The 22,730-nt window shown below is 66.4% G+C and carries 17 protein-coding genes and 1 tRNA gene; 6 read left to right on the forward strand and 12 right to left on the reverse strand.

Features of this window, described 5'->3' with window-relative positions; genetic code table 11:
* A partial coding sequence (locus tag KF785_08045; GenBank protein MBX3146711.1) for a tyrosine-type recombinase/integrase occupies window positions 1-1,001 on the forward strand: 1,001 nt, incomplete at its 5' end.
* Window positions 1,002-1,093: 92 nt separating this feature from the next.
* On the opposite strand, the gene KF785_08050 is transcribed toward KF785_08045, so the two are convergent.
* From KF785_08050 to KF785_08065, 4 genes are all read right to left on the reverse strand, one after another.
* A tRNA-Ile gene (locus tag KF785_08050) sits at window positions 1,094-1,167 on the reverse strand.
* A gap of 109 nt (window positions 1,168-1,276) precedes the next feature.
* Window positions 1,277-1,489: a hypothetical protein gene (locus tag KF785_08055; protein ID MBX3146712.1), complete on the reverse strand. Its 213-nt coding sequence runs from the start codon at window positions 1,487-1,489 to the stop codon at window positions 1,277-1,279.
* Window positions 1,490-1,533: 44 nt separating this feature from the next.
* Window positions 1,534-3,402 carry a translational GTPase TypA gene (gene typA / locus KF785_08060; protein MBX3146713.1) on the reverse strand — a complete coding sequence of 623 codons (1,869 nt, stop codon included), beginning with the start codon at window positions 3,400-3,402 and terminating at the stop codon, window positions 1,534-1,536.
* A gap of 48 nt (window positions 3,403-3,450) precedes the next feature.
* Window positions 3,451-4,449 carry a cation transporter gene (locus KF785_08065; protein ID MBX3146714.1) on the reverse strand — a complete coding sequence of 333 codons (999 nt, stop codon included), beginning with the start codon at window positions 4,447-4,449 and terminating at the stop codon, window positions 3,451-3,453.
* On the opposite strand from KF785_08065, the gene KF785_08070 reads away from it, so the two are divergent.
* Window positions 4,430-5,761 carry an HlyC/CorC family transporter gene (locus tag KF785_08070; GenBank protein MBX3146715.1) on the forward strand — a complete coding sequence of 444 codons (1,332 nt, stop codon included), beginning with the start codon at window positions 4,430-4,432 and terminating at the stop codon, window positions 5,759-5,761. The genes KF785_08065 and KF785_08070 overlap by 20 nt on opposite strands.
* On the opposite strand, the gene pdxA is transcribed toward KF785_08070, so the two are convergent.
* Genes pdxA through KF785_08100 form a run of 6 tightly spaced genes read right to left on the reverse strand, consistent with a single transcriptional unit; the run spans window position 5,758 to window position 15,528 of the window.
* Complete coding sequence (gene pdxA / locus KF785_08075; GenBank protein ID MBX3146716.1) at window positions 5,758-6,684, reverse strand: 4-hydroxythreonine-4-phosphate dehydrogenase PdxA; 927 nt, start codon at window positions 6,682-6,684, stop codon at window positions 5,758-5,760. The genes KF785_08070 and pdxA overlap by 4 nt on opposite strands.
* Window positions 6,681-8,030 carry a peptidylprolyl isomerase gene (locus KF785_08080; GenBank protein ID MBX3146717.1) on the reverse strand — a complete coding sequence of 450 codons (1,350 nt, stop codon included), beginning with the start codon at window positions 8,028-8,030 and terminating at the stop codon, window positions 6,681-6,683. Before KF785_08080 ends, pdxA begins: the two co-directional genes overlap by 4 nt.
* 28 nt (window positions 8,031-8,058) lie before the next feature.
* Complete coding sequence (locus KF785_08085; GenBank protein ID MBX3146718.1) at window positions 8,059-9,504, reverse strand: peptidylprolyl isomerase; 1,446 nt, start codon at window positions 9,502-9,504, stop codon at window positions 8,059-8,061.
* Window positions 9,505-9,554: 50 nt separating this feature from the next.
* On the reverse strand, window positions 9,555-12,824 hold the full coding sequence (gene mfd / locus KF785_08090; protein MBX3146719.1) for a transcription-repair coupling factor: 3,270 nt from the start codon (window positions 12,822-12,824) through the stop codon (window positions 9,555-9,557).
* Window positions 12,824-14,611, reverse strand: coding sequence for a BatA domain-containing protein (locus tag KF785_08095; protein ID MBX3146720.1), 1,788 nt, complete (start codon window positions 14,609-14,611; stop codon window positions 12,824-12,826). The genes mfd and KF785_08095 overlap by 1 nt, the downstream gene beginning before the upstream one ends.
* Window positions 14,611-15,528, reverse strand: coding sequence for a DUF58 domain-containing protein (locus KF785_08100; GenBank protein ID MBX3146721.1), 918 nt, complete (start codon window positions 15,526-15,528; stop codon window positions 14,611-14,613). The genes KF785_08095 and KF785_08100 overlap by 1 nt, the downstream gene beginning before the upstream one ends.
* A gap of 564 nt (window positions 15,529-16,092) precedes the next feature.
* On the opposite strand from KF785_08100, the gene KF785_08105 reads away from it, so the two are divergent.
* On the forward strand, window positions 16,093-17,640 hold the full coding sequence (locus KF785_08105; GenBank protein MBX3146722.1) for a M28 family peptidase: 1,548 nt from the start codon (window positions 16,093-16,095) through the stop codon (window positions 17,638-17,640).
* A complete protein-coding gene (locus KF785_08110) occupies window positions 17,640-17,996 on the forward strand; it encodes a carboxymuconolactone decarboxylase family protein (GenBank protein MBX3146723.1) in 357 nt (118 codons plus the stop codon). The genes KF785_08105 and KF785_08110 overlap by 1 nt, the downstream gene beginning before the upstream one ends.
* On the opposite strand, the gene KF785_08115 is transcribed toward KF785_08110, so the two are convergent.
* Together KF785_08115 and KF785_08120 are read right to left on the reverse strand one after the other, a co-directional pair.
* Entirely contained in the window at window positions 17,993-18,853 is an 861-nt protein-coding gene (locus KF785_08115) for an EamA family transporter (GenBank protein ID MBX3146724.1), read from the reverse strand. The two genes, KF785_08110 and KF785_08115, sit on opposite strands and share 4 nt — an antisense overlap.
* Window positions 18,854-18,887: 34 nt before the next feature.
* A complete protein-coding gene (locus tag KF785_08120; GenBank protein ID MBX3146725.1) occupies window positions 18,888-19,763 on the reverse strand; it encodes a DMT family transporter in 876 nt (291 codons plus the stop codon).
* Window positions 19,764-19,897: 134 nt separating this feature from the next.
* Between KF785_08120 and lepA the strand changes: the two genes are divergently transcribed.
* Both lepA and waaF read left to right on the forward strand, forming a co-directional pair.
* Window positions 19,898-21,703: a translation elongation factor 4 gene (lepA, locus tag KF785_08125; GenBank protein ID MBX3146726.1), complete on the forward strand. Its 1,806-nt coding sequence runs from the start codon at window positions 19,898-19,900 to the stop codon at window positions 21,701-21,703.
* Between the two features lie 11 nt (window positions 21,704-21,714).
* Window positions 21,715-22,728 (forward strand): lipopolysaccharide heptosyltransferase II, encoded by a 1,014-nt coding sequence (gene waaF, locus KF785_08130; protein ID MBX3146727.1) that lies wholly within the window; start codon window positions 21,715-21,717, stop codon window positions 22,726-22,728.
* Window positions 22,729-22,730 lie beyond the last annotated feature (2 nt).

The following is a 22,730-nucleotide window of genomic DNA, read 5'->3' on the forward strand; positions in this document are numbered from 1 at the left end:
ATGACCGGGCCGCTGCCAAGGCGAAAGCGGATGAGTTGGCCGCCGAGCTGCGGCGCTTCGCCTCGACCCGGACGGTTCGCCTGACGCTCGGCGCGCTCTTTGACAAGTATCTGCAGGAAGTCACCCCGACCAAGACGGTGACGACCCAAGGGCACGATCGCCGCAGCGTGCGGCTCTTCCTCACCGTGTTTGGTGCGGACCAGCCGGCGGCCGAACTCTCGCGGCGTGATCTCGAGCGGTTCGTGCAGTGGCGCCGCACGACGGGCGACACGCGCAGCGGGGCCCGGAAAGGCCAACGCATCGGCCCCCGGGTGATCGGGTATGATCTGGCGCTACTGCGGGCGATGCTCAGCTGGGCGGTCGGGGCGAAGTGGCTCGATCGGCATCCGCTCGACGGGGTGAAGGTCCCCCTCGGGGCCCATACGCCGAATAGTCCGGTCCTCAGCCTCGAGCACTACGAGGCGATGCGGTCGGTCGCCGCGTCGATCGATCCCGGTTTCGAATTGGCGCTGATCCTGGCCCGCGAGACCGGGCACCGGATCAATGCCATTCGGCAGCTGCGCTGGTCCGATGTCGATTTCACGGCCCGGTCGGTGCAGTGGGCGGGCGGGCACGATAAGCTGCGGTTCGCCCATGCCACACCGCTGACGCCGGCCGCGCTCGCGGCCCTGGAGGCCCACCAGCAGGCGACGGCGGCGATCGGCAACGCCTGGGTCTTTCCCGCCCCAGGGGACGCCACAACGCCCGTCTCGCGCGATCAGGTGCGCGGCTGGTGGCAACGCGGGGAATTGCTCGCCCGGATTCCCCCGCATCCTGGGCGCGGCTGGCATAGCCTCCGGCGCGCGTTCGCGACCGACCTCAAGCATATCCCGCTGGTCGATCTCGCGGCGCTTGGCGGGTGGAAGAGCGCGCAGACGATTCTGAAGTGCTATCAGAAACCGGATGCCGACACGATGGAGGCCGCGCTCGCGAGCCGCAGCAGTCGCGCGGCGCTCGGCTGAACGGACACCATTACGGACACCATCGGGCGTGGTGTCCACAAAAAAAGTCCCGCTCGACTCCGTAAGTCGTTGCGGGACAGTGCCTAACGAAATGGGCCTGGATAGAGTTGAACTATCGACCTCACGCTTATCAGGCGTGCGCTCTAACCACCTGAGCTACAGGCCCCAACACACACTGCCCCCGACCAGGAACAGCCCTTCAGGATAGCTACCAACCGTCCAGTTGCGCAACCCGACGCCGGAACCACACAGATCCGGAGCCGGGACGCATCCGACTACTCCTCGTTGTCGTCGTCGACGTCGAAACCGAAGTCTTCATCGAGTTCGTCCTCATCCTCGAACTCGTCACTGTCGCCATCGAGTTCGTCGTCGAACTCGTCGTCCTCGTCTTCATCATCGAACGAGAAACCGTCGCCGTCTTCATCCTCGTCTTCATCGAACCGACGACGCAGCTCCACGTCTTCAAATGACGCCCACACGGCCGACATGGGAACTCCTGCCTTCCTAGAGATTGAGGGTAGTACGGTACGCATTACGCATTCGCCTCCCGAGCCATGGCACGGGCCACCTTCCGACGCTCCGTCTGCGGCAAGATCCGCTTTCGAAGCCGAATCGTTTCCGGCGTGACTTCGATCAACTCGTCATCCTCGATGTACTCGAGCGCGTACTCCAGCGTGATCTCTCGCGGCGGCTCGAGCATGACGTTCTCGTCCGACGCCGTGGTCCGCATGTTCGTCAACTTCTTTTCCTTGGCTACGTTGACGTCCATGTCCTCGGGCCGCGAGTTTTCTCCGACGATCATCCCCTCATAGACATCCGTACCAGGCGCAATGAACAAGGAGGCACGCTCCTGCAGATTGCCGAGGGCGAATGCCACTGTTTTGCCCTCCCGATCCGCCACCAGCACGCCCCGCTTCCGCCCGGCGAGCGGGCCAGCCCAGGGACCGTACTCCAGGTACCGGTGATGCAACGTGCCCGTGCCCCGAGTGTCAGTCAGAAACTCGGACCGATAGCCGAAGAGACCGCGGGCCGGGATTTTGAACATCAGCCGAACCGTTCCCTGCCCCGAGTTGCGCATCTCGACCATCTCGGCCCGACGCGGACCGAGCTTCTCCATGACCGCCCCCATGTACGTTTCGGGAACGTCGATCATCAGCTCTTCATACGGCTCGAGCCGCTGCCCATCCTCACCCTCTCGGGTTATGACCCGGGGCCTCGAGACCTGAAACTCGTACCCCTCACGCCGCATCGTTTCCATCAGGATGCCGAGGTGGAGTTCACCACGGCCGCTGACGGCCAGCGTGTCCGGCGAGTCCGTCTCTTCGACCTTGAGCGCCACATTGCGCTCGAGCTCCTTGAACAGCCGGTCCCGCACCTGACGACTCGTGACGAACTTGCCCTCCCGCCCGGAAAACGGCGAATTGTTGAGCGCAAAGTCGACCGAAATGGTCGGCAGCTCCACCGCGATGCCCGCCAGACGCTCCGGATGCTCGACATCCGTCAGCGTCTTGCTGATGTCGATGCCGTCGAACCCGGACACGACCACGATGTCGCCGGCGGCGGCCTCGGGAACCTCGACCCGGGCAAGACCCTCGAACGCAAAGAGCTTGCTGATCCGGCTCCGCTCGATGCCTTCCGTCACCAGACCGGGCTCGCCCAGCGGCAAGAGGGCGATCGGATCGCCCACCTTGACCCGGCCCCGCTCGATCCGGCCGATCCCCAACCGACCCAGGAAGGTCGAGTGGTCGAGGGTCGAAATCAGCATCTGGAACGGCCCCTCGGGGTCGCCCTTGGGCGGAGGAACATGGGCCACGATAGCGTCAAAGAGCGGCTCCAGATCGACCCCGGCCGTTTCCAGGTCCTTCGAGGCGGTTCCATGCCGACTCGAGGTGTACAGGAACGGAGCCTCCAACTGCTCATGCGAGGCCTCCAGATCGATGAAGAGACCCAGAACCTCGTCGTGTACCCTGTACGGCTCGGCGTCAGCCCGGTCGATCTTGTTGATCGCCACGATCGGAGTGAGGCCCAGGCCCAGGGCTTTCCGGGTCACGAAACGGGTCTGGGGCATCGGCCCCTCCGCCGCATCGACCAGGATGAGCACCCCGTCGACCATGCGCAGAATCCGCTCGACTTCCCCTCCGAAGTCGGCGTGACCGGGCGTATCGACGATGTTGATTTTGGTGCCCTTCCACCGAACGGCCGTGTTCTTCGCGAGAATGGTGATCCCGCGCTCCCGTTCCAGCGGATTGGAATCCATCACCCGCTCTTCGACCTGTTGATTCTCGCGGAAGACGCCCGCCTGGCGGAGCATCTGGTCCACCAACGTGGTCTTCCCGTGGTCTACGTGCGCGATGATTGCGATGTTCCGAATTTCCACAGCCCAGCCCCCTTGCGCGGCCATATATAGGGGTAGCCCCGGAGGGGCGCAAGGGATGGGCCAGACGAGCGCCTAGTGGCGGTGGGACTCGTGCCAGGCTCCGTGGAGGTGGTGATCATGATCGCCGTGCTCGGCCAGCGTTCGATCGGCTCCCCGCAGCAGGCAGTCGAGGCCCTCGCAATGGTCCTCGATCTCGAGCTGGAGGGTCGAGTGCTGGATTCCGAGATCGGCCAGATGGTGAAGCATTTCCCGCAGCGCAACCGGGTGCCGGGCGAGGTCCGGCACCAGGGCGTGTCCGCTCATGGCGACCACCCCGCTGGTCACGGTCCAGACATGCAGGTCGTGGATGTCCTGAACCCCGTCCACGCCCAGCAGGCGGGCCCGGACCTGATCGAGCGATACATGGGGCGGCGCCGCCTCGAGCAGGACCGAAGTGCTCTCCCGGAGTAAGCGCCAAGCCGCCCAGAAAATGACCACGGACAGGATGATCGAGACGATCGGGTCCGCGGCAGTCCACCCGGTCAGCCAGACCACGAGCGCCGCCAGCAACGCACCGACCGAGCCCAAGGCGTCGCTCACCACATGCAGATAGGCGCCCCGCACGTTGAGACCACCATGCCGGACATCATGCAGGACCCGAAGGCTGACCAGATTGATCAGAAGCCCGGCCGCCGCCGCGGCCAGGAAGATTCCCACCCGAATCGGCTGCGGGTTGCCCAGCCGCTCGATTGCCTCGAAGATGACGGCGATGGCAATCCCGATCAGCGCAACGCTGTTGACGACCGCGGCAAAGACCTCGAGCCGGAGGTAACCGAACGTCTTCGACGGGGTGGCAGGCCGCCGAGCCAGCCACGCCGTGAACGCGGCCAGCGAGAGCGCCCCGACGTCGACCAGCATATGACCGGCATCGGCCAGGAGCGCCAGTGACCCGCTGATCCACCCGGCAATGGCCTCGATCACCATGAAAATCGAGGCCAGTACCAGGACCAGAATCAGCTTGCGCGATACGACCTCTCGCTCCGGCCGGGTTGCGGTACTAACGTTGTGGCGTATGGAACCCCCAGAATCCACCGGCGTCATCTCAGGCCTGATCGGCGTCGTTGCCCTCGTGCTGGCCAATGCCTTCTTCGTTGCCGCCGAATTTGCCCTCGTCGGCGCCCGAAGGACCCGGCTCGAGGAAATGGTCCGGACCGGCGACCGCAAAGCTATCCTGGCCCGCCGCGCCGTTCAATCACTCGACCGCTACATCTCCGCGACCCAGCTGGGCATCACCCTGTCGTCGCTGGGCCTGGGCTGGATCGGCGAACCGGCGCTAGCACACCTGATCCAGGACCTGTTTGCCTTCCTGCCGAGTGCCGTCCAACCGGTCGCGGTCCACTCGATCGCGATTGCCATCGCCTTTACCATCATCTCCGTCCTCCACATCGTGCTGGGCGAGCTGATGCCCAAGGCCGTCGCACTCCTGTTCCCGGAGGAAGTCAGTCGCTGGACCGCCGGACCACTGATGGGCTTTGCCTGGTTCATGACTGTTCCGATCCGGATCCTGAACGGGTCCGCCAACACCCTCCTCCGCCTGCTCGGCGTGCGGCAGCCCTCCGAACACGCCCGGGTCCACAGCGCCGAAGAAATCCGGATGCTGATCGAACAGAGCGAGGTCGGGGGTCAGGTCAGCCGGGAGGATGCTCGCCTGATCGAGGGTGTCTTCGAGTTTACCGAGAAGACCGCGCACGACGTGATGACCCCGCGGACCGAAATCGTGGCTCTGGAAGCGGGTCTGACGGTCGACGAGGCCGCCGGGATCGTCGCCGCCGCGGGGCGATCCCGCTATCCCGTCTATCACGACTCACTCGATGAAATCGTCGGCATTACCCACGCCAAGGACATCCTGAAGGCGCTGCGGGAGAATCCTTCGCATCCGATCCACAGCATCGTTCGACCGCCGCACCTGGTACCAGGCACCCGGGAGGTCGAAGACGTCCTGGCTGACATGAAGCGGCTCAAGGTCCATATGGCCATCGTGCTCGATGAGTTCGGCGGTACGGCAGGACTGGTCACCATGGAAGATCTGCTCGAAGAAATCGTCGGACCGATCTTCGATGAGCACGACGTGGCCGAGCAGCCGCTCGACACCGCGGCGGCGCCGCTGATCGATGGCGCCATGCCGATCGACGAATTCAACGATGCGTACCAGGCCGAGCTCGACGACACCGACTATACCACGATCGGCGGTCTGCTCTTCGGCGAGTTGGGGCGCCTGCCCGTTTCAGGCGACCGGGTCAGCGTCGGCGGATTGACCTTCGAGATTACCGCGATGGAAGGACGGCGGGTCAAGACGGCCCGGCTGAGCAGCCGCCAGGACGCCACGGCAGAATCGAAGGGCTAGGGTTTGCGCAGCGAAGCCAGCCGGACGGCCAGTTCGAGCGACTCCCGCATGCTGCCCGGATCGGCCCGATCGAGCCCGGCAATATCGAACGCGGTACCGTGGTCGGGCGAGGTTCGCGGAAACGGCAGACCGAGCGTGACGTTGACCCCCTGCCCGAATCCCGCGACCTTGACGGCCGTCATCCCGACATCGTGGTACGGAGCGAGCACCGCGTCGAACTCACCGCGCATCGCTCGGACGAAGACGGTGTCCGCCGGGTAGGGCCCGTGGGCGCCCAGCGCGGCAATCGCCGGTGCCAGCACCCGGGCTTCCTCGTCGCCAAACAGACCCTGCTCGCCCGCATGCGGATTGAGGGCACACACCGCCAGACGCGGCTGGTCGATCCCGAACCAGGCTCTGAGTCCGGCTGCGGTCACCCGACCGGTTCGGATGATCCGCTCCGTCGTCAACACGGCCGGCACGTCCCGAAGCGCGATGTGGGTCGTGACCAGCACCACCCGAAGCGCACCGGCGGCAAGCATCATCGCGACATCGACATCACCTGCCAGGTGCGCAAGCCACTCGGTGTGTCCGGGATACCGGAAGCCGGCGAGATGCAAGGCATGTTTTTCGACCGGAGCCGTCACGATCGCGTCGACCGCCCCGGCCTTGGCCAGCGCCACCGCCCGCTCGACCGCGTGACCCGCCAGCTGCCCCGCGCGAGCCACCCGCCGCCGGTCCTCCGGGCGGGCCCCCGAACCCGCACCCCAGGGGCCCAGCCCGACCGTTGCGACACCCGGAACAGCCGCGACCTGGTCGTCGGCGCCGATCAGGGTGAGATCGGCGTCGAGCGGCAGGGCCAGCGCTTTGGCTACGATTTCGGGACCGATGCCCCGGGGATCACCCAGGGTGACGGCCAGGCGGGGACGGCGTTGCGAGGTCACACGTCGTGAATCAGGACAAAACTCGCCTTGCGCATCCGCTCGAGGTGGCGCCCTTCGCCCAGTCGGCGGGCCAGACTGCGTCGGATCTGTTCACGAACATCTTCGAACCGCACTTCACCGGCGGGAATCCGACGGGTCAGCTGAACGATGGCCCACTTGGACCGGATCGGATCGGGCGACGGCAACTGGAATACGGGCCCCACGCCGCCCTCGGCCAAACCGGCAAAGGCCTGACCGTATCCCGGCGCCTGCTGCGCCAGCTGACCGACGGGATACTGCTGGATCTCGCGCTCTTCCATCCGATCGTGGTAGACCCGCTGCAAGCTGTCGAACGAGGCTCCGGCAACCAGCGCAGCGCGAACTCGCTCAGCCAGCGTGTACGCGCTGTCCGCGTTGGTCGAGTCGATCACGGGCATGATCAGGATGTGCCGAACATGCACTTCGGCCGCCTGGACCCGCTCGACCTGAATCAGATGGAATCCAAAGCCCGTCTCGACCGGATCGGAGATCTGTCCCGGACGCAGCGAAAACGCCACCGACTCGAAGCGCGGGTCGTACCCCTGGCCACGCCGGATCCAGTTGAGCGATCCCCCCTGCTCACGAGTGCCAGGATCCATCGAAAACCGGCGCGCCGCAGTCGCAAAGTCCGCCCCTTTCCGCAACTCGACCAGAATCGAGTCGATCAGCTGGCGCGCGGCGGCCTTGGCCGTGTCACTCGGCTGCGGAGCAATCACGATCTGCTTGAACGACACCAGCTCTGGCCGGGGTTCGAAATTACCCTTCTGCTGGTCGAAATACTGCCGCATCTCCTCATCGGTAGGCGGAACGTCCTTGACCCGTCCGCGCTGGCGGAGATTGTCCCAGAACCGGTTGGCCAGGAAGGTCCGACGCTGTTGCTCCGCACTGAAGGTGCGCCACTCTTCGAGCGTCTGAAAGCCGGTCCGCTGCAACTCGGTCCGGAACTGCTCTTCGGACTGATACTGGCCTCGGACGTTGCGGTAAAGCTGATCCACCGACTGGGTAATCTCCTCGTCGGTGACCTTGATGGTGGTATCGCGCGAGGCCTGCTGGATCACCAGTTCCTCATTGACCAGCGACTCGAGGATGCCGCGCTGCAGCTGGCGAAGCACCGACTGGTCGGTGGGCGCCGGACGCCCGCGGAGTTCGATCAGGATCCGCTCCTGCACCTCCGACAGCAGGATCGGACGAGTCCCGACCACGGCCACGATCCGATCGATCGTGGTCGCCGAATCGGCCGTCTGGGCGGCGGCGCTGCCGGCGGGCGCACCAACCATGGCGCCCACCAGCCCGAGCCACACCAACCGCGCTACCGGCAACTGTCGCATCCAGACACCTTCCACGTTCCTCACGTCGTCAGGGCCGCGGCGGCGCGGCGGGTTCCGCACCTTCGATCGGCGGGCCACCAGGCGCCTGCTGAATCGCACCCGGGGCCGGGCGAGCGCTCGCCTCGGCCGAGTCCTTCTTGAATTGCGTGGTGGCCAACTCGACCGAGCGGGCGATCCCGGGCTGATGGACCTTGCCCAGCTTGAGCCCGCGGAGGTAGGACGCCAGCTCTGGCGGCAACTGGATCATCTGAGCCTGGCCCTCGAGCAGCCGATTGAAGAAAGCATCGATCTTCTCGCTGGCCAGCTTGGCCTTCGCATCCGCGGCAAGCGTCGACGAATCCGAGAGCTCGGGCACATCGAGGCCCAGTTCGCTCTCGATCTGCGTGACGAGCTGGTTGTACCGCACCAACGCAAATTGCTTCATCTGCGGCTCGGGGTTGATCCCGGCCGAGTCGGCGGCTCGAAGCAGCAGCGTGCGCAGCCCCAAATCCTTGGCAAACGCCGTGAGCAGGCTGTCCGGCGCGCTCCGGATCGACATCTTCGCCTGCACGTTGAACATGGCGCCCCACTTGGCAAAGTCGCCGACGGTGACGTTGCCGCTCTTCGCCTTGACGAGCACCTTGCTCGATCCTCGCGCTCCTTCGATGTCCGCAACGGCACTCTTGATGGCCGCCGGAGCTCCGCCGGTGACCTCGAGATTATTGGCCGCGATCAGTTCAGCCTGGTAGGTCGAGTCGACCGACGAGAGCCCGAACTGGGCAAATCCGGTCTGGAACCGGTCCTGCGCCTCACGGAACGAGGGGCGCCGGATCAGGTGGTACCCGAACTGGGTGGTGATCACGTCCGTCACCGCTCCTGGAGCGAGCTCCCAGGCCGGGGCCTCGAACTCAGGCACGAACTGTCCCCGCGGACCGAACGGGAGATAGCCTCCGTCGTTCTTGCTGCCATCGGCGCTCAGCTGCGACGCGATCTGGCCGAAATCGGCACCGCCGCGAATCCGCGCCAGCGCAGCGGTGAGCTGCTGCCGGGCCGCGGCGCTGTCGCGAGCAGTCGGCCCGGACGGAATGACGATGATGTGCTGGAAAACGCGGTAGGTCGGTTCGTTGTAGGCAGCCTCGAGCGCCTCCGGCGTCATCGAGAAACGCTTTGCGCGCACCGAGTCACGCAGCAGATTGAGCCGGATCGTCGCCATGGTCGGCCACAGCAGCGCCTCGACCGCGGCAGAATCGGTCGGGATCTTGTTCTCGGCCACAGCGCGGCCCACCAGCGAATAGTCGAGCCACAGGTTCGAGATGAACTCCGCGGCTTCGACCGTCGGGGTTCCGCCGCCCGACTGGTTCATGATCGACGCCACCCGTTCGGCGGTCAGCTGATGCTCACCCACCTGCGCTGCGACGTCCGATCGCGCCGAGAAGCGCTCACACCCTCCGAGGAGCGCGCTTCCGACTACCAGTCCCAACACCAAACGGCTCATGTCCACTCCATTCAAGTTGCTTGGATGACCGGCGCGGCGCACCGGTCGTATCACTGCGTGACGACTTGCCTCAACGCCCGCACGACGGCGGGAATGATTGCCTCACCGCCCAGGCGAACCAGCCGGAGCGACAACGGTACCGTCCGCCGCACGTCGGCGGACAACTGCACCCGATCGAGCGCGGCCGTGAGGCGAGCCATCCGCGGGGTCGTCCCCGCCCGAAAGCTGACTCGTGCCTCCTCGCCACGCACCAGAATGTGCTGGATGCCGAGCGCCGCCCCGACGACCCGAAGACGGGTCAGGTCGAGCAGATTCTCAGCCTCATCCGGTGGGGCCCCGAAACGTTCCCGAAGCTCCTGGCGTAACTCATCAATTTCGCCAGGCGAGGCCGCCCGCGCCAGTCGCCGATAGACATCCAGCTTGGTGTCGTCATCTGCGACGTACTCGTCCGGGAGGTGCGCGGGTCGGTCAAACACGACATCCGGCGGTGCCGGCGCCTCGACGACCCCGCCCGACGCCCGGAGCGATTTGACAGTCTCCTCGAGCCACCGCAGGTACAGATCGAACCCGATGGCGTGGGCGTGCCCCGATTGCTCACCTCCCAGGAGATTCCCGGCGCCCCGGATCTCCATGTCTTTCAGCGCAATCCGGTACCCGGCCCCGAGTTCGGTGTGGTGCTCCAGCACCTTGAGCCGATCCTCGGCGTCCTGATCCATCAAATCCGGCGTCAGCAGGTAGCAGTAGGCGCGGCGGTGGCTGCGACCGACTCGACCGCGCAACTGATACAGTTGGGCCAGGCCAAAGCGATGCGCATCGTGCACCACCATCGTGTTGGCGTTCGGCACATCGATACCGGACTCGACGATCATGGTCGACACCAGGATGTCGATCTCGCCCAGGACGAAGCGACGCATCACGGCCTCGAGCGAATCGGCAGACATCTGACCATGCGCAACGCCGACCCGGGCGCGCGGGGCCAGAGTGCGCACCCGCTCCGCAATCGTCTCGATCGTCTCGATCCGATTGTGAATGAAAAAGACCTGACCGCCACGATCGAGTTCCCGGGCGAACGCCTCTTCCAGGAGTCCATCGTCCCAGGGCTCGAGAAAGGTCAGGATGGGCGAGCGATCGCGGGGAGCCGTCTCGATCAGGCTCAGATCCCGAATCCCCGCGAGCGACATGTGCAGGGTCCGCGGAATCGGCGTCGCCGTCAGGGTCAGCACGTCGACCGCCAGCCGCAGCGCCTTGATCTGCTCCTTGTGCTTGACGCCGAACCGGTGCTCTTCATCGACGATCAGCAGGCCCAGATCTTTGAAGTGGACATCCGGCGACAACAGCCGGTGGGTGCCGATCGTGATGTCCACCACGCCGGCGGCCACCTCGGCGAGCACCGCCTTCTGCTCCTTCGCAGTCCGGAAGCGCGAGACGACCTCGACCCGAAGCGGAAAATCCGCCAGTCGCTCCGCAAAGGTCCGCCCATGCTGCTCGGCAAGTACGGTGGTCGGAACCAGCACCACGACCTGTTTGCCGCCCTGGACCGCCTTGAAGGCGGCCCGGACGGCGATTTCCGTCTTGCCGTAGCCGACATCACCGACCAGCAGTCGATCCATCGGCACGGGGCGTTCCATGTCCCGCTTGACGTCGTCGGTCGACCTGCGCTGATCGGGAGTATCCTCGTAGAGAAAACTCGACTCGAGCTCCCGCTGCCATTTGGTGTCCGGTGGAAAGGCAAAGCCGGCCTGGACCTGCCGCCGCGCATACAGCTCGAGCAGTTCGGCGGCCATCTTCTGGATCGCCTCGCGGGCCTTCTCGCGAATTCGCTTCCAGCTCGTGCTCCCGAGGCGATGGATCCGGGGCGGTGCCGCGTCGCCGTCGTCGCCCGCGCTGCGATACCGCTCGACCTGGTCGAGCCGATAGAGCGGGACGTGGAGGCGGTCGCCCCCCTCATACTCCAGCACGGCTACCTCGAGCAGGCCACCTTCGACTTCGATGGTCCGGATGCCCCGATAAATCCCGATTCCGTGATCGAGATGGACCACGTAGTCTCCGTTGGCCAGCGCTCCCGCCGCCGCCACCGGCGCCGCCTGGCGGTAGCGCCGCGGCCGTCGCAGCCGCCGGGCCCGCCGGAAGATTTCATGGTCGGTCATGACCCGGAGCGACGGCATCACGAAGCCGCCATCGAGCGCACCAACCGTCAGCGCCGCGGCCGAGGCGCGGCCATGCTCCTCGAGCAGCTCCGAGAGGCGCTCGAGCTGTCCCTCGTTGTCGCAGAGAATCAGGGTGGGAAGGCCGCCATCGAGCAGCGAGCGGAGCCGTTTGATGTCGCGGTCGACCCGCTCGGGCGGAAAGAAGCCAGCCTGGAGATCGACCGGCTCATCCGCCAAGGCAAGCTGCGCATATCGGGTCGCGAGCGGCCGCCACTGCTCCGGATCGAGGAACAGGTCGCTCCGGGCCGGCACCTCCTCGCCCGTCCGCCGGGCCACCTCCAGATGGTGCTCCGCCTCGCGCCAGGCCCGGCTGACCTCCTCGCCAGCTGCGCTGATCGAATCGACCAGGAGCAACGCGCCGGCCGGCAGCAGTTCGAGCAGCGAGCGGCGGACTGGCGGCCCCAGGCCCGGCCCCGCTGCCTCGTAGGGCTTGGTTCGCACAGGCAGCACTGTGACCACGTCGAGCAGCTCGCCGCTCCGCTGGGTGGTCAAGTCGAAGCTGCGGAGGCTCTCGATCACGTCGCCCCACCACTCGGCCCGGGTTGGGGCACTCATGCCGAAGCCGTAGAGGTCGACGATGCCACCGCGGACACTGAACTGCCCGACTTCCAGCACCGTCGCCACTCGCTCATAGCCCATGGCCAGCAGCTGATCGACCGTTGCGGACAGCGGCTGATCCTCGGCCCGGCGCAGTTCCAGGCGCATCGCGGCAAGCGCCGCCGGCACCGCGGTCCGCTCCGCGGTGGCGCGGGCCGTCGTCACCAGGATGTCGAGGCGCCCTCCCAGCAGCGCCTCGATGGTCTCGGTTCGCTCGCCCGCGATCTCGACGTGGTGCTCCTCCTCGCCGAGGGCTTCCCGCTGCGGGTAGAGCGCGATCGGTCGATCGGTGAGCTGGCTCAGGTCTGCCAGCCAGCGCTCGGCCTCCGCGGGCGTGGTCGCCACCACGGTAATGAGCCGATTGGTCCGCTGTTCCGCGAGCCAGGCCGCCAGCACCGCGGCGCTCGACCCGGCCAGCCCGCCCACTCGGACCAGGCCACTGCCCACCGGCAGCCGTTCGAGCATCTCCGCTGCAAAGCGAGTGCGACCGAATGCGTCGAGAACGGCACGCAACATCAGGCTCGCCCCTTACCTCGAACCGCGCTCGCCAGCGCCGCCTCGGCCAGACCCAACAAGAGCGCAGCAAGCAACAACAGGCCGCGCAGATCACTGGTGGCGCCGGCATGGAACGCCAGCGCGCCGGCGCGATCGGGCTCGCCGATCCGGGCTGCGGGCCAGAGGGCCCGGATCTCACTGTCGGTGGCCCGGGCGAGATCGGATTCCCGCGGATCCGGATTGACGTTGAGCACGCCAATCGTGTCGCTGCCGGCGAGCAGGAAATGCGGCCCGGGATGCTGCGGCCGGAACCAGGCTCCGCCCTCGATCGGCCAGCGCTGATCGCCCTGGGCCAACGAGGTGACCCGGTCGGGCACCGCGACGGCATCGCCAGGTGCGGACTCGAGCTGGGTTCCTTCGCCGCGGCTGGCGCGATTGAGCACGCCGTCCAGGAACGGTACGAAGGCCGCCGATACCGGCAGGGCGGTCCACTCCGGCTCCAGCCGGCTGGCGATCAGCACGAGGCGCCCGCTGCGCACCATCCAGGGTTCTCCTCCCGCCGTCACCAGCACGTCGGTCGGGGCGCCGCCCTGAAAGGTCAGGCGGTAGCGCCGAGAGACCCCGACTCGGCCGACCCAGGGACCGCTGTCGGTCGCGGTCGGCAGGACGGTCAGGTCGCCGTATCGCCAGGAGGAACCACGCGCGGCCAGGGCGCGATTGACCGCGCCGATCCCGGCCGGGTCCCGAGGCGGGATTACCACCGATGCCCCGGCGGTGACCGGTCCGAGAGCCACCTCACCCCCAGGCACGATCCGCCCGTTCTGCACCAGCACCTCGGCCGCCGTGGCAATGAACCGGTCCTCGACCGACCATTGCACCCGCGCCGCCGGGGCCACCCGAACGGCTACTCGGCGCGCATCGTCGGCGCGCAGCTCGTCCGGATCGAGTTCGGCTTCGACCGCCCACCACCCGGCCGGCAAGCCGGCGATCCGATGGGTTCCCTGCCCGCCAACCGGAACGAGCAGCTGCCGAACCGGCCGACTGCCGGCGACCACGGTGACTGGCCTCGGTGCCGTCCCGACCCCGGTCACCGTGATTCCGACCGTACCCCCGTCGGCGCCCCACGGCTGCGCACCGACCGTGAGCGTGCTCAAGCCCGCGTTGGCCGGCGGAGGCTCGGCCGGTCGCAGTACGGTCATGGGAACCGAGACCACCGAGCCCGCCAGGGCCGAGCGCTGCAGATCCGACACGACGACGATCTCGCCTGGAAGGGCCTGAGCGGTCACGATGTCAGACGCCCGGGCCACGACGGCCCCGAGATCGAGCCGGTGAGACGAGGGCACGACCGAGTCGAGCTGCGCGGCCAGCGCTGCTGCCGTGCCGGCGCGGGGTACCCCGTCGGCCGTGATGAGCCAGAGCTGATCATCGGGCGTGGCCCGATCGAGCACAGCCCGGGCCGCCGCGACCAGCCCGTCGAGCACCGGCACCCCACCCTGAATCGCGCCGCTCGACAGTGAGTTGTCGAGGACCAGGACCAGCGCCGCGGGAGGATGCGCGCCGAGTCCGGCCTTGGGCCACCGGGGTCCCGCCGCGGCCAGGACCAGCGCGACGATCAGCAAGGTCCGCAGCACCAGCAGCACCAGATGCTCGAGCTGCAAGCGGCGCTGGTGAAGCCGGGTCGCATCGGCGAGGTAGCGGGTGGCCGGAAATACCACCGTCGGCGGCTCCCGGCGGGCCAGCAGATGCAGAATGATCGGGATGCCGGCAAGCACGAGCCCGGCCAGGGCCAACGGAGTCGTGAAGATCATCAGGCGACGTGCGCCGACCGAACCAGCGCCTGGCGGAGCGCCAGACCAAACGGCAAGTCGGTACTGACCCGCTCGTAGCCAATGCCGTGGCGGCGACAGGCGAGCTGCCAGTCATGCACCACGCCCTCGACCGTTCGGGCATAGACGCCGGCCCAGTCGGCAGGACGCAGCGTCACGTGCTGACCGGTTTCCGGATCCTCGTACCGGGATTCGGTCGCACCTTCGAGGGTCATCTCGCTCGGATCCATCAGATGCAGCACCAGCACCTGGTGGCCACGGTGGCGCAGGAACCGGAGCGCCTTGATGGCCAGATCCCGATCGAGCAGCAGATCGGACACAAAGATGACCAGGCCGCGCCGTTGCAGCTGATCCATGACCCGGCGGAGCGCCGGCTCAGCCGCCGTGGCGCGTCCGGCCGTCGTGCGGTGAATCGCACCGAGCAGCTGCTGCCAGTGCGCCATCCGAGCCCGGGGAGGAAGCACAGCGCGAACGGATTCGTCGAACGTGATCAGTCCGGTCGCGTCTCGCTGGCGCAGCAGCACCAGTACCATGGCCGCGACCAGCCGCTTGGCGTACTCCAGCTTGGTGAGACGAACTGCGGCGTTGCCGGTCCAGCCCATCGACTTGCTGGCGTCGAGAACAACCATGGCCCGCAGGTTGGTTTCCTCTTCGAACTGCTTGACATAGAGGCGGCCAGTCCGCGCCAGCACCTTCCAGTCGACGTAGCGAAGTTCGTCCCCTGGCTGATAGGCACGATGCTCGGCAAACTCGACCGAAAAGCCCCGCCGAGGTGAGCGATGCAGGCCGGTGAGAAAACCCTCTACGATGCCCGGCGTCAACACCTCGATGCCGCCCAGGCGGGCAACCTCGAGAGGATCGAGCAGATCGAGTCGTTCAGCGCCGCGGGAGCTGGACATAAGCCGGGGGCAACGTACGGGAGGATGGAATCGGAGTCAACGTAAGTGTCACCAGTGTCCTGTTCCGAGGACGGATCAGGAGGGTCGAATCTCAGACACAATTCACATCTACTTGTAGTGACACGACTTAGCACAGTCACCCTGATGGCACGGCACCTGCTTCCCTGACCACGCGTTGGGAGGTAGGCAGACGTGAGAGTGATTCGTTGGGCTGTTCCCGTGTTGGTCGCCACGCTGTTGATCGGAGCTCGCTCCCCCCGAGAGCCGATCGCAGCGGAGGCGGCCGCACTGGTTCAGTCACAAGACCCACCCAAGACTGACAAAAAGAAGAAACCGACCCGCGAGCCCGAACTGCGGCGTCGGAAACCCCCGCCGCCCAAGCCGCCCAACGACAGCTGATAACCGGACGCTCGCGTTCCTCCTCAGGTTTCATCCGAATCACACCATGAATCAGGTCCGTAGTTTGTCCAACGGTCCTGCCACACCGGTTGCAGGACAGCGGCCGGTCAGTTTGACTTCCGGCCAGTCGACCCAATCGGTCGGCCTCGATCTGGAGGTGGTGACGTGAAGACTCGGCTTCTGGCAGCTCTGCTGCTTGCTGCGCCCCTGTGCCTCGCGGCCCAGGTAGGGCCACGCTCGGACCTCAAATCGGCCGCGGCACGCATCACGGCCGCCGAGATCCAGCATCGGATCGACATCCTTGCCCATGATTCCATGGGCGGGCGCGATACCCCGAGCCCGGGCCTCGAAAAGGCGGCCGAATGGCTGGCCCGTGAGTTCGCCCGTTTCGGCCTCAAACCCGCCGGCGACTCGGGCACCTACCTGCAGCGGTACGAGGTCAACGTCGCGGTGCCGGATCCCGATTCCACCTTTCTCGAGTTGCGGATTCCCGGCAGCGCACCGGCCCGGCTGGCCATCGGCCCCGACGTGCACATCGAAGGTGTGGCACCCCGCACCGCGACACAGTACGAGGTCGTTCTCCTGGGGGGCAAAAGCCTCGATCCGGGCGCGATCAAAGCCGAAGCGGTGCGTGGCAAACTGGCGATCATCGTTACCGACTGGACCGGCGGCATGGGGCCGCAGATTCAGGAGGCCGCCGTTACCGCCGTGACGCGCGGCGCCCTTGGTGTCCTGCTTCCGATCAACAACGATTCACTTGCTGCGCAAATGGGGCTGGGCACTCCGGCGGGGCCAACCGTCCGCCTGGGGCCGCCCCGACCGGCTGGTCCGTCCAACGGCCGGTTCTTTGCCCTGACGTCGGATGCCGCGCTGGCGCGGGCGCTGCCTGATGTCCGCCAGCAGATTGCCTTCTTGCGCAACTCACCGCGCACCACGGTCGCGCCGGTCACGGATTGGCGGGCCACGCTCGTATCCAAGGAAGGCGAGGCACGCTCCGTCCTGGTGCCCAACACGGTCGGGCTCCTCGAAGGCACCGACCCGAAGCTCCGCAATGAGTATCTGGTCATCACGGCCCATATGGATCACGTCGGTTCGTCCTGCGGCGGCGTGACTCCGGAGAATCAGGTCTGCAACGGCGCCGACGACAACGCTTCAGGCACGGTTGGCCTGATCGCCCTCGCCAAAGCGTTCGAACAGGCGCCCCCCGCACGATCCGTCCTGTTCGTGGCCGTGAGTGGGGAGGAAAAGGGACTCTGGGGCAGCGCGCATTTTGCCGAGCGGCCTCCTGTGCCCATCAGCGCCATGGTTGCCAACCTCAACATGGACATGATCGGGCGGAACTGGACCGACAGCATCGTTGCGGTCGGCAAACCACATTCGAGCCTCGGCGCATTAGTCGATCGCCTTGCCGCCGAGCACCCCGAACTGGGTATGACGGTGGTGGACGACCTCTGGCCCGACGAGAACCTCTTCATGCGATCGGACCAGTACAACTTTGCGCGCAAAGGGATACCGGCCCTGTTCTTTACCAGCGGCCTCCACGGCGATTACCACGCCGCTTCCGACACACCCGACAAGATCGACGCCGAAAAGCAGGCCCGGCTGCTCCAGCTGATCTTCTATCTCGGCCATGAGATCGCCAGCGCACCGGAACGGCCGGTCTGGGACCAGGCCAGCTATCAACGAATCGTGAGACCGGCGGGGCAACCCTGATGAGCAACGAAACGAAATCGCTGGAGCAGTTCCACGCCTTCCGGACGGCGATGAACGAGAAGATCTTCGCCGCGGGCAATCTGACGACGAATCGGTTCTTCAACCTCGACACTCGTGCCTACGAAGCAGGCGCGCTGGACGTCAAGACGAAGGAACTACTCGGCCTGGTGGCGTCCCTGGTGCTTCGCTGCGACGACTGCGTCACCTATCATGTCGAGCGCTGCGCCCAGGAAGGGGCAACCGACCCGGAGATCCATGAGGTCTTTTCGATCGGACTCCTGATCGGGGGCTCGATCGTGATTCCTCACCTGCGCCGCGCCGTGGCCCGCCTCGAGGAGGTCCGGACCGCCGGTTAAACCTCCTCGGCCTGCGCCGGTGCGCGGCTGACCAGAATTCCCGCAATCACCAGCGCCGCCCCGACTCCCTGGAGCGGCGTAGGTCGCTCGCCGAGCAGCAGCCAGGCCACCAGGGCAGCAAACACCGGTGTGACGCAGTTGTACAGGGCCGTTCGGCTGCCGCCCAGCGCCTTGAGGCCGCGGGTCCACAGCACCATGGCGACGAGCGAGGAAAAAACCGCAGAATAGATCAGGGCAATCCAAACGATCGGTGAGAGGGCTGGCAGATCGACCGCCACGAGCCCGGGCGTTGCCGCGAGCACCAGCCCCGGGGTTCCTCCGACATGCGTGATCGCCGCGACCTCGAGTGAACTGCGGGACATCGCCACCGTTCGAACCCCGACCAGGAACGAGGCCCAGCAGATCACGGCTCCAATGGTGAGCGCATCGCCCCGGAGTGTGTCGACCGTAAAGTGCGCACCTTGCGCTGCCACCACCAGCACGACGCCCAGGGTTCCCAGCCCGATCCCGGCCCAGACCCGCGCCTCCGGCCGTTCCCTGCCGCTCGCGATCCCGAACAGCGCGACGACCACCGGCAGGGTCGCAAAGATCAGGGCGCTGTTGGTGGCCGTGGTGTGCCGCAGACCGTAGAGAAAGAACCCCTGATTGAAGGTATGGCCAACGATGCCCCAGGCCAGCAAGCGCCACAACACCGACCGAGGGATTCGGCCTGGGCGCTCGACACTCCAGAACACGGCCACCAGCAGCGCGCTGCTCAGCACGAACCGCATCGCCGCAAAGGGCAAAGGACCCAGGTGCCCCAGAGCCAGCTTGGAGATGCTGAAGTTGGTGCCCCAGATCAGGGAGACGCCCAGCATGCCAGCGTCGTAGCGTGAGAAACCGCGACCCATGCTAGCGGCCGTGCGGTGCGCGCACAGCGGGTCGTACCATGCCCTGACTCAAGAAGACCCCCGCAAACACCAGGGCCGCGCCGAGCCCCTGAACCGGCAGGGGCCGTTCGCCAAGCACGAGCCAGGCAACCAGCGCGGCAACGACTGGCACGACGCAGTTGTACAGCGCGGTCCGATTTCCGCCGATGCGCTGGACGGCGACGCTCCAGATGGCGTAGGCCACCACGATAGCGAGGACGGCGGAGTACAGCAGCGCACCCCAGGTCCACGCGCCCAGCTGCAGCCACTCGGTTCGGACCAACTCAGGCCAGGCGAGGAGCACCAGGAGCGGTGTTCCGCCCGTGGTGGTGAGCAATACCACGCGCAAGGGATGGACCCCCCGACCGACCTGGCGAACACCCACGGTAAAGATCGACCAGCAGAGACAGGCGAGCAGGGCCAGCAGATCGCCACGGAGGGTGGCGGAGGAGAAGTCGAGGCCGCGCGCGGCGATGACCATGACCACGCCAACGGTCGCGACCAGGATGCCAACCCAGAGCCGCGGGCTGGCGCGCTCGACGCGGAAGACTGTTCCCAACACCGCGACGGAAACCGGCATGGCTCCCAGAATGAGTGCCGCGTTGGTCGCGGTGGTTGAAACCAGCCCGGTCATCAGGGTTGCCTGATAGGCGGTGTTGCCGATCAGGCCAAGACCGGCGAGCAACCACGCCGTGCGCCCGGGCACGCCCTCACCAGGCCTCAAGACGGCAACCACCGTCCAGAGGAGGCCGCTCGCGATCAGGAATCGAACGGCCGAAAAGGCGAGCGGGGGCACTGAGACGAGTGCGTACTTGTTCGCGCTGAAGTTGGCGCCCCAGATCAGGGCGACGAGCAGCATTCCGAGATCGGACTTGGAGAGTGGCGGCGCTGAGGAGGCCATTGCGGCGTACAATCTAGCAGCCCCCCTGAGCCGCCGCCCGGATTCTCCGAGGCACGGGGGAACACGCTGGGCACCCGACTATATTCGGGCCCATGAAGCAGTCGCGAATCCGGAACTTTTGCATCGTCGCCCACATCGATCACGGCAAGTCCACCCTGGCCGATCGGCTGATCGAAACCACGGGCACGCTCCAGAAGCGGCAAATGCGGGAGCAGGTGCTCGACAGCATGGATCTCGAACGCGAGCGCGGGATCACCATCAAGCTCAATGCGTGTCGAATGGCCTACCGGGGCCGCGACGGACAGGAGTATCAGCTCAACCTGATCGATACGCCGGGGCACGTCGACTTTACCTATGAAGTGTCCCGGTCGCTGGCGGCCTGTGAGGGCGCGGTCCTGGTGGTCGACGCCTCCCAGGGCATTCAGGCGCAGACGCTGTCGAATCTCTTTCTGGCGATGGAAGCCGGGCTCGAGATCGTCCCGGTACTCAACAAGATCGACCTCCCCGGCGCGGAGCCCGAGCGCCGAGCGCTCGAACTGGTGGAACTTCTGGGGGTAGCGGAGGAGGACATCCTGGCCGTGTCGGCCAAAGAAGGCACAGGCGTCCCGGAGCTGCTCGAGCAGATCGTCGCCAAGGTGCCACCGCCCAAAGGTGACCCCGACGGCCCGCTTCGGGCGCTGGTGTTCGATTCGTACTACGACCGGTATCGCGGTGCCGTGCCAAGCGTGCGCGTCGTCGACGGCTCCGTTCGCAAGGGATCGAAGATTTTCTTCGGTTCGCATCCGGGCGACATCTACGAGGTCGATGAGGTCGGCTTTCCCGCCCTTGGTCGGCACCCGACCGACGTGCTCGAAGCCGGCGAGGTCGGCCATATCGTCGCCAGCGTGCGCGGCGTGCGGGACGCTCGGGTGGGCGACACCATCCTTGACGCGGCCAATCCGGCTGCGGAGCTGCTGGCTGGGTACCGGGACGTCCGCTCGATGGTCTTTGCCGGCATCTACCCGACCACGACGGATCAGTACGAGGACCTGCGCGACGCGCTCGAGCGTCTCCAAGTCAACGACGCGAGCCTCAACTACCAGCCGGAGTCGTCGCAGGCGCTCGGGTTCGGCTTTCGCTGCGGCTTCCTGGGCCTCCTGCATATGGAGATCATCCAGGAGCGGCTGGAGCGCGAGTTCGATCTCGACCTGATCACGACCGTTCCGACCGTGGAGTACCACGTCTACCTGACCAGCGGCGAGATGGTGGTGGTCGAGAACCCGTCGACCCTCCCGGAATCGGGGTTGCGCGATCATATCGACGAGCCGTTCGTGAAGGCCCGGATCGTGTCGCCGGTCGATTACATCGGGCCGATCATGAAGTTGGGGCAGGATCGCCGCGGCGTGTACCACGGCATGCATTACATCGACACCACGCGGGTCGAGTTTTCCTGGGACTTCCCGCTGGGCGAGATCGTGCTCGATTTCTACGATCGGCTCAAGTCGATTTCGCGGGGGTACGCCTCGCTCGATTACGAGATGGCCGGCTATCGCACCAGCGACCTGGTCAAACTCGACATGCTGATCAACGGCGAGCAGATCGACGCCTTCAGTGTGATCATTCACCAGGACAAGTCGTACGACTGGGGCCGCAAGGTGGCCGAGAAGCTGAAGGAGCTGATTCCCCGACAGCTCTTCGCGGTGTCCATTCAAGCCGCGGTCGGCGCCAAGATCATTGCCCGCGAGACGGTGTCGGCGCTCCGCAAGGACGTGCTCGCCAAGTGCTACGGCGGCGACATCACGCGAAAGCGCAAGCTGCTCGAGAAGCAGAAGGAAGGCAAAAAGCGGATGAAGCAGGTCGGCCAGATCGAGATTCCGCAAGAAGCCTTTCTCGCCGTGCTCAAGGTCGACAGCGACTGAGGATCGGATCCGTGTCGCAGAGTGGCTCCGGCCCGATCGACGGCGGCACGCTGGTGATTCAAACGGCCTTCCTCGGCGACGTGGTCCTGACCACAGGACTGATCAGCCGTCTCGCGACGCAGTTCGGCCCGGTCGACATGCTCGTCACGCCCGGCGCCGTACCACTGGTGGAAACCCACCCTGCCGTTCGCGAGGCACTTGCCTACGACAAGAAGGGGCGCGATCGCGGTCTGCGCGCCTGGTGGCGACTCGTTGGCACCCTCCGCGACCGGCACTACGCCCGCGCCTACCTGCCGCATCGATCGGCCCGCAGCGCTGCGCTGGCATTGGCCGCTCGGATCCCGATTCGGATCGGCTTCGAGGGCTCGGCCGGCGCACCGCTTTACACCCACCGCGTGGCACGGCCGGACGCTGCGCACGAGGCCGAGCGGCTGCTGGCGCTGGCGTCACCAGCGCCGGGCGAGATTGCCGAGTTGCAGGTGGCGCTGACCGACGACGACCGTGCCGTGGCCTACGCGTGGCTCGCAGCGCGCGGCATCGGTGATGGCTTCGTCGTGATGGCACCCGGCTCGGTCTGGGGCACCAAGCGGTGGCCCTACTATCCGGAACTGATCAAACGGCTTCCCGGCCGGATCGTGGTGATCGGCGGCCCCGGCGACCGCGAGTTGGCCCAGACCCTGGTCGATGCCGCGCCCGACCGGGTGGCCGATGCCACCGGTGCGATGTCACTCCGTGAATCGGCGGCCCTGCTCGAACGGGCCCAGCTCCTGATCACCAACGACTCCGCCCCGCTCCATCTCGCCAGTGCACTCGGCACCCCAACCGTGGCGATTTTCGGTCCGACCGTGCCGGCCTTCGGCTTCGGCCCCCGAGCGCCGCAATCGGCCTTGATCGAGCGTGAGCTCGACTGCCGCCCCTGTTCGCTCCACGGCCCGGCACGCTGCCCGCTTGGTCATCATCGCTGTATGCGCGAGATTCCACCGGACAGCGTACGGGACGCGATTCACCAGCTGACGGGATCGTGACG

The sequence above is a fragment of the Gemmatimonadales bacterium genome (assembly GCA_019637315.1).
Classification (GTDB): domain Bacteria; phylum Gemmatimonadota; class Gemmatimonadetes; order Gemmatimonadales; family GWC2-71-9; genus SHZU01.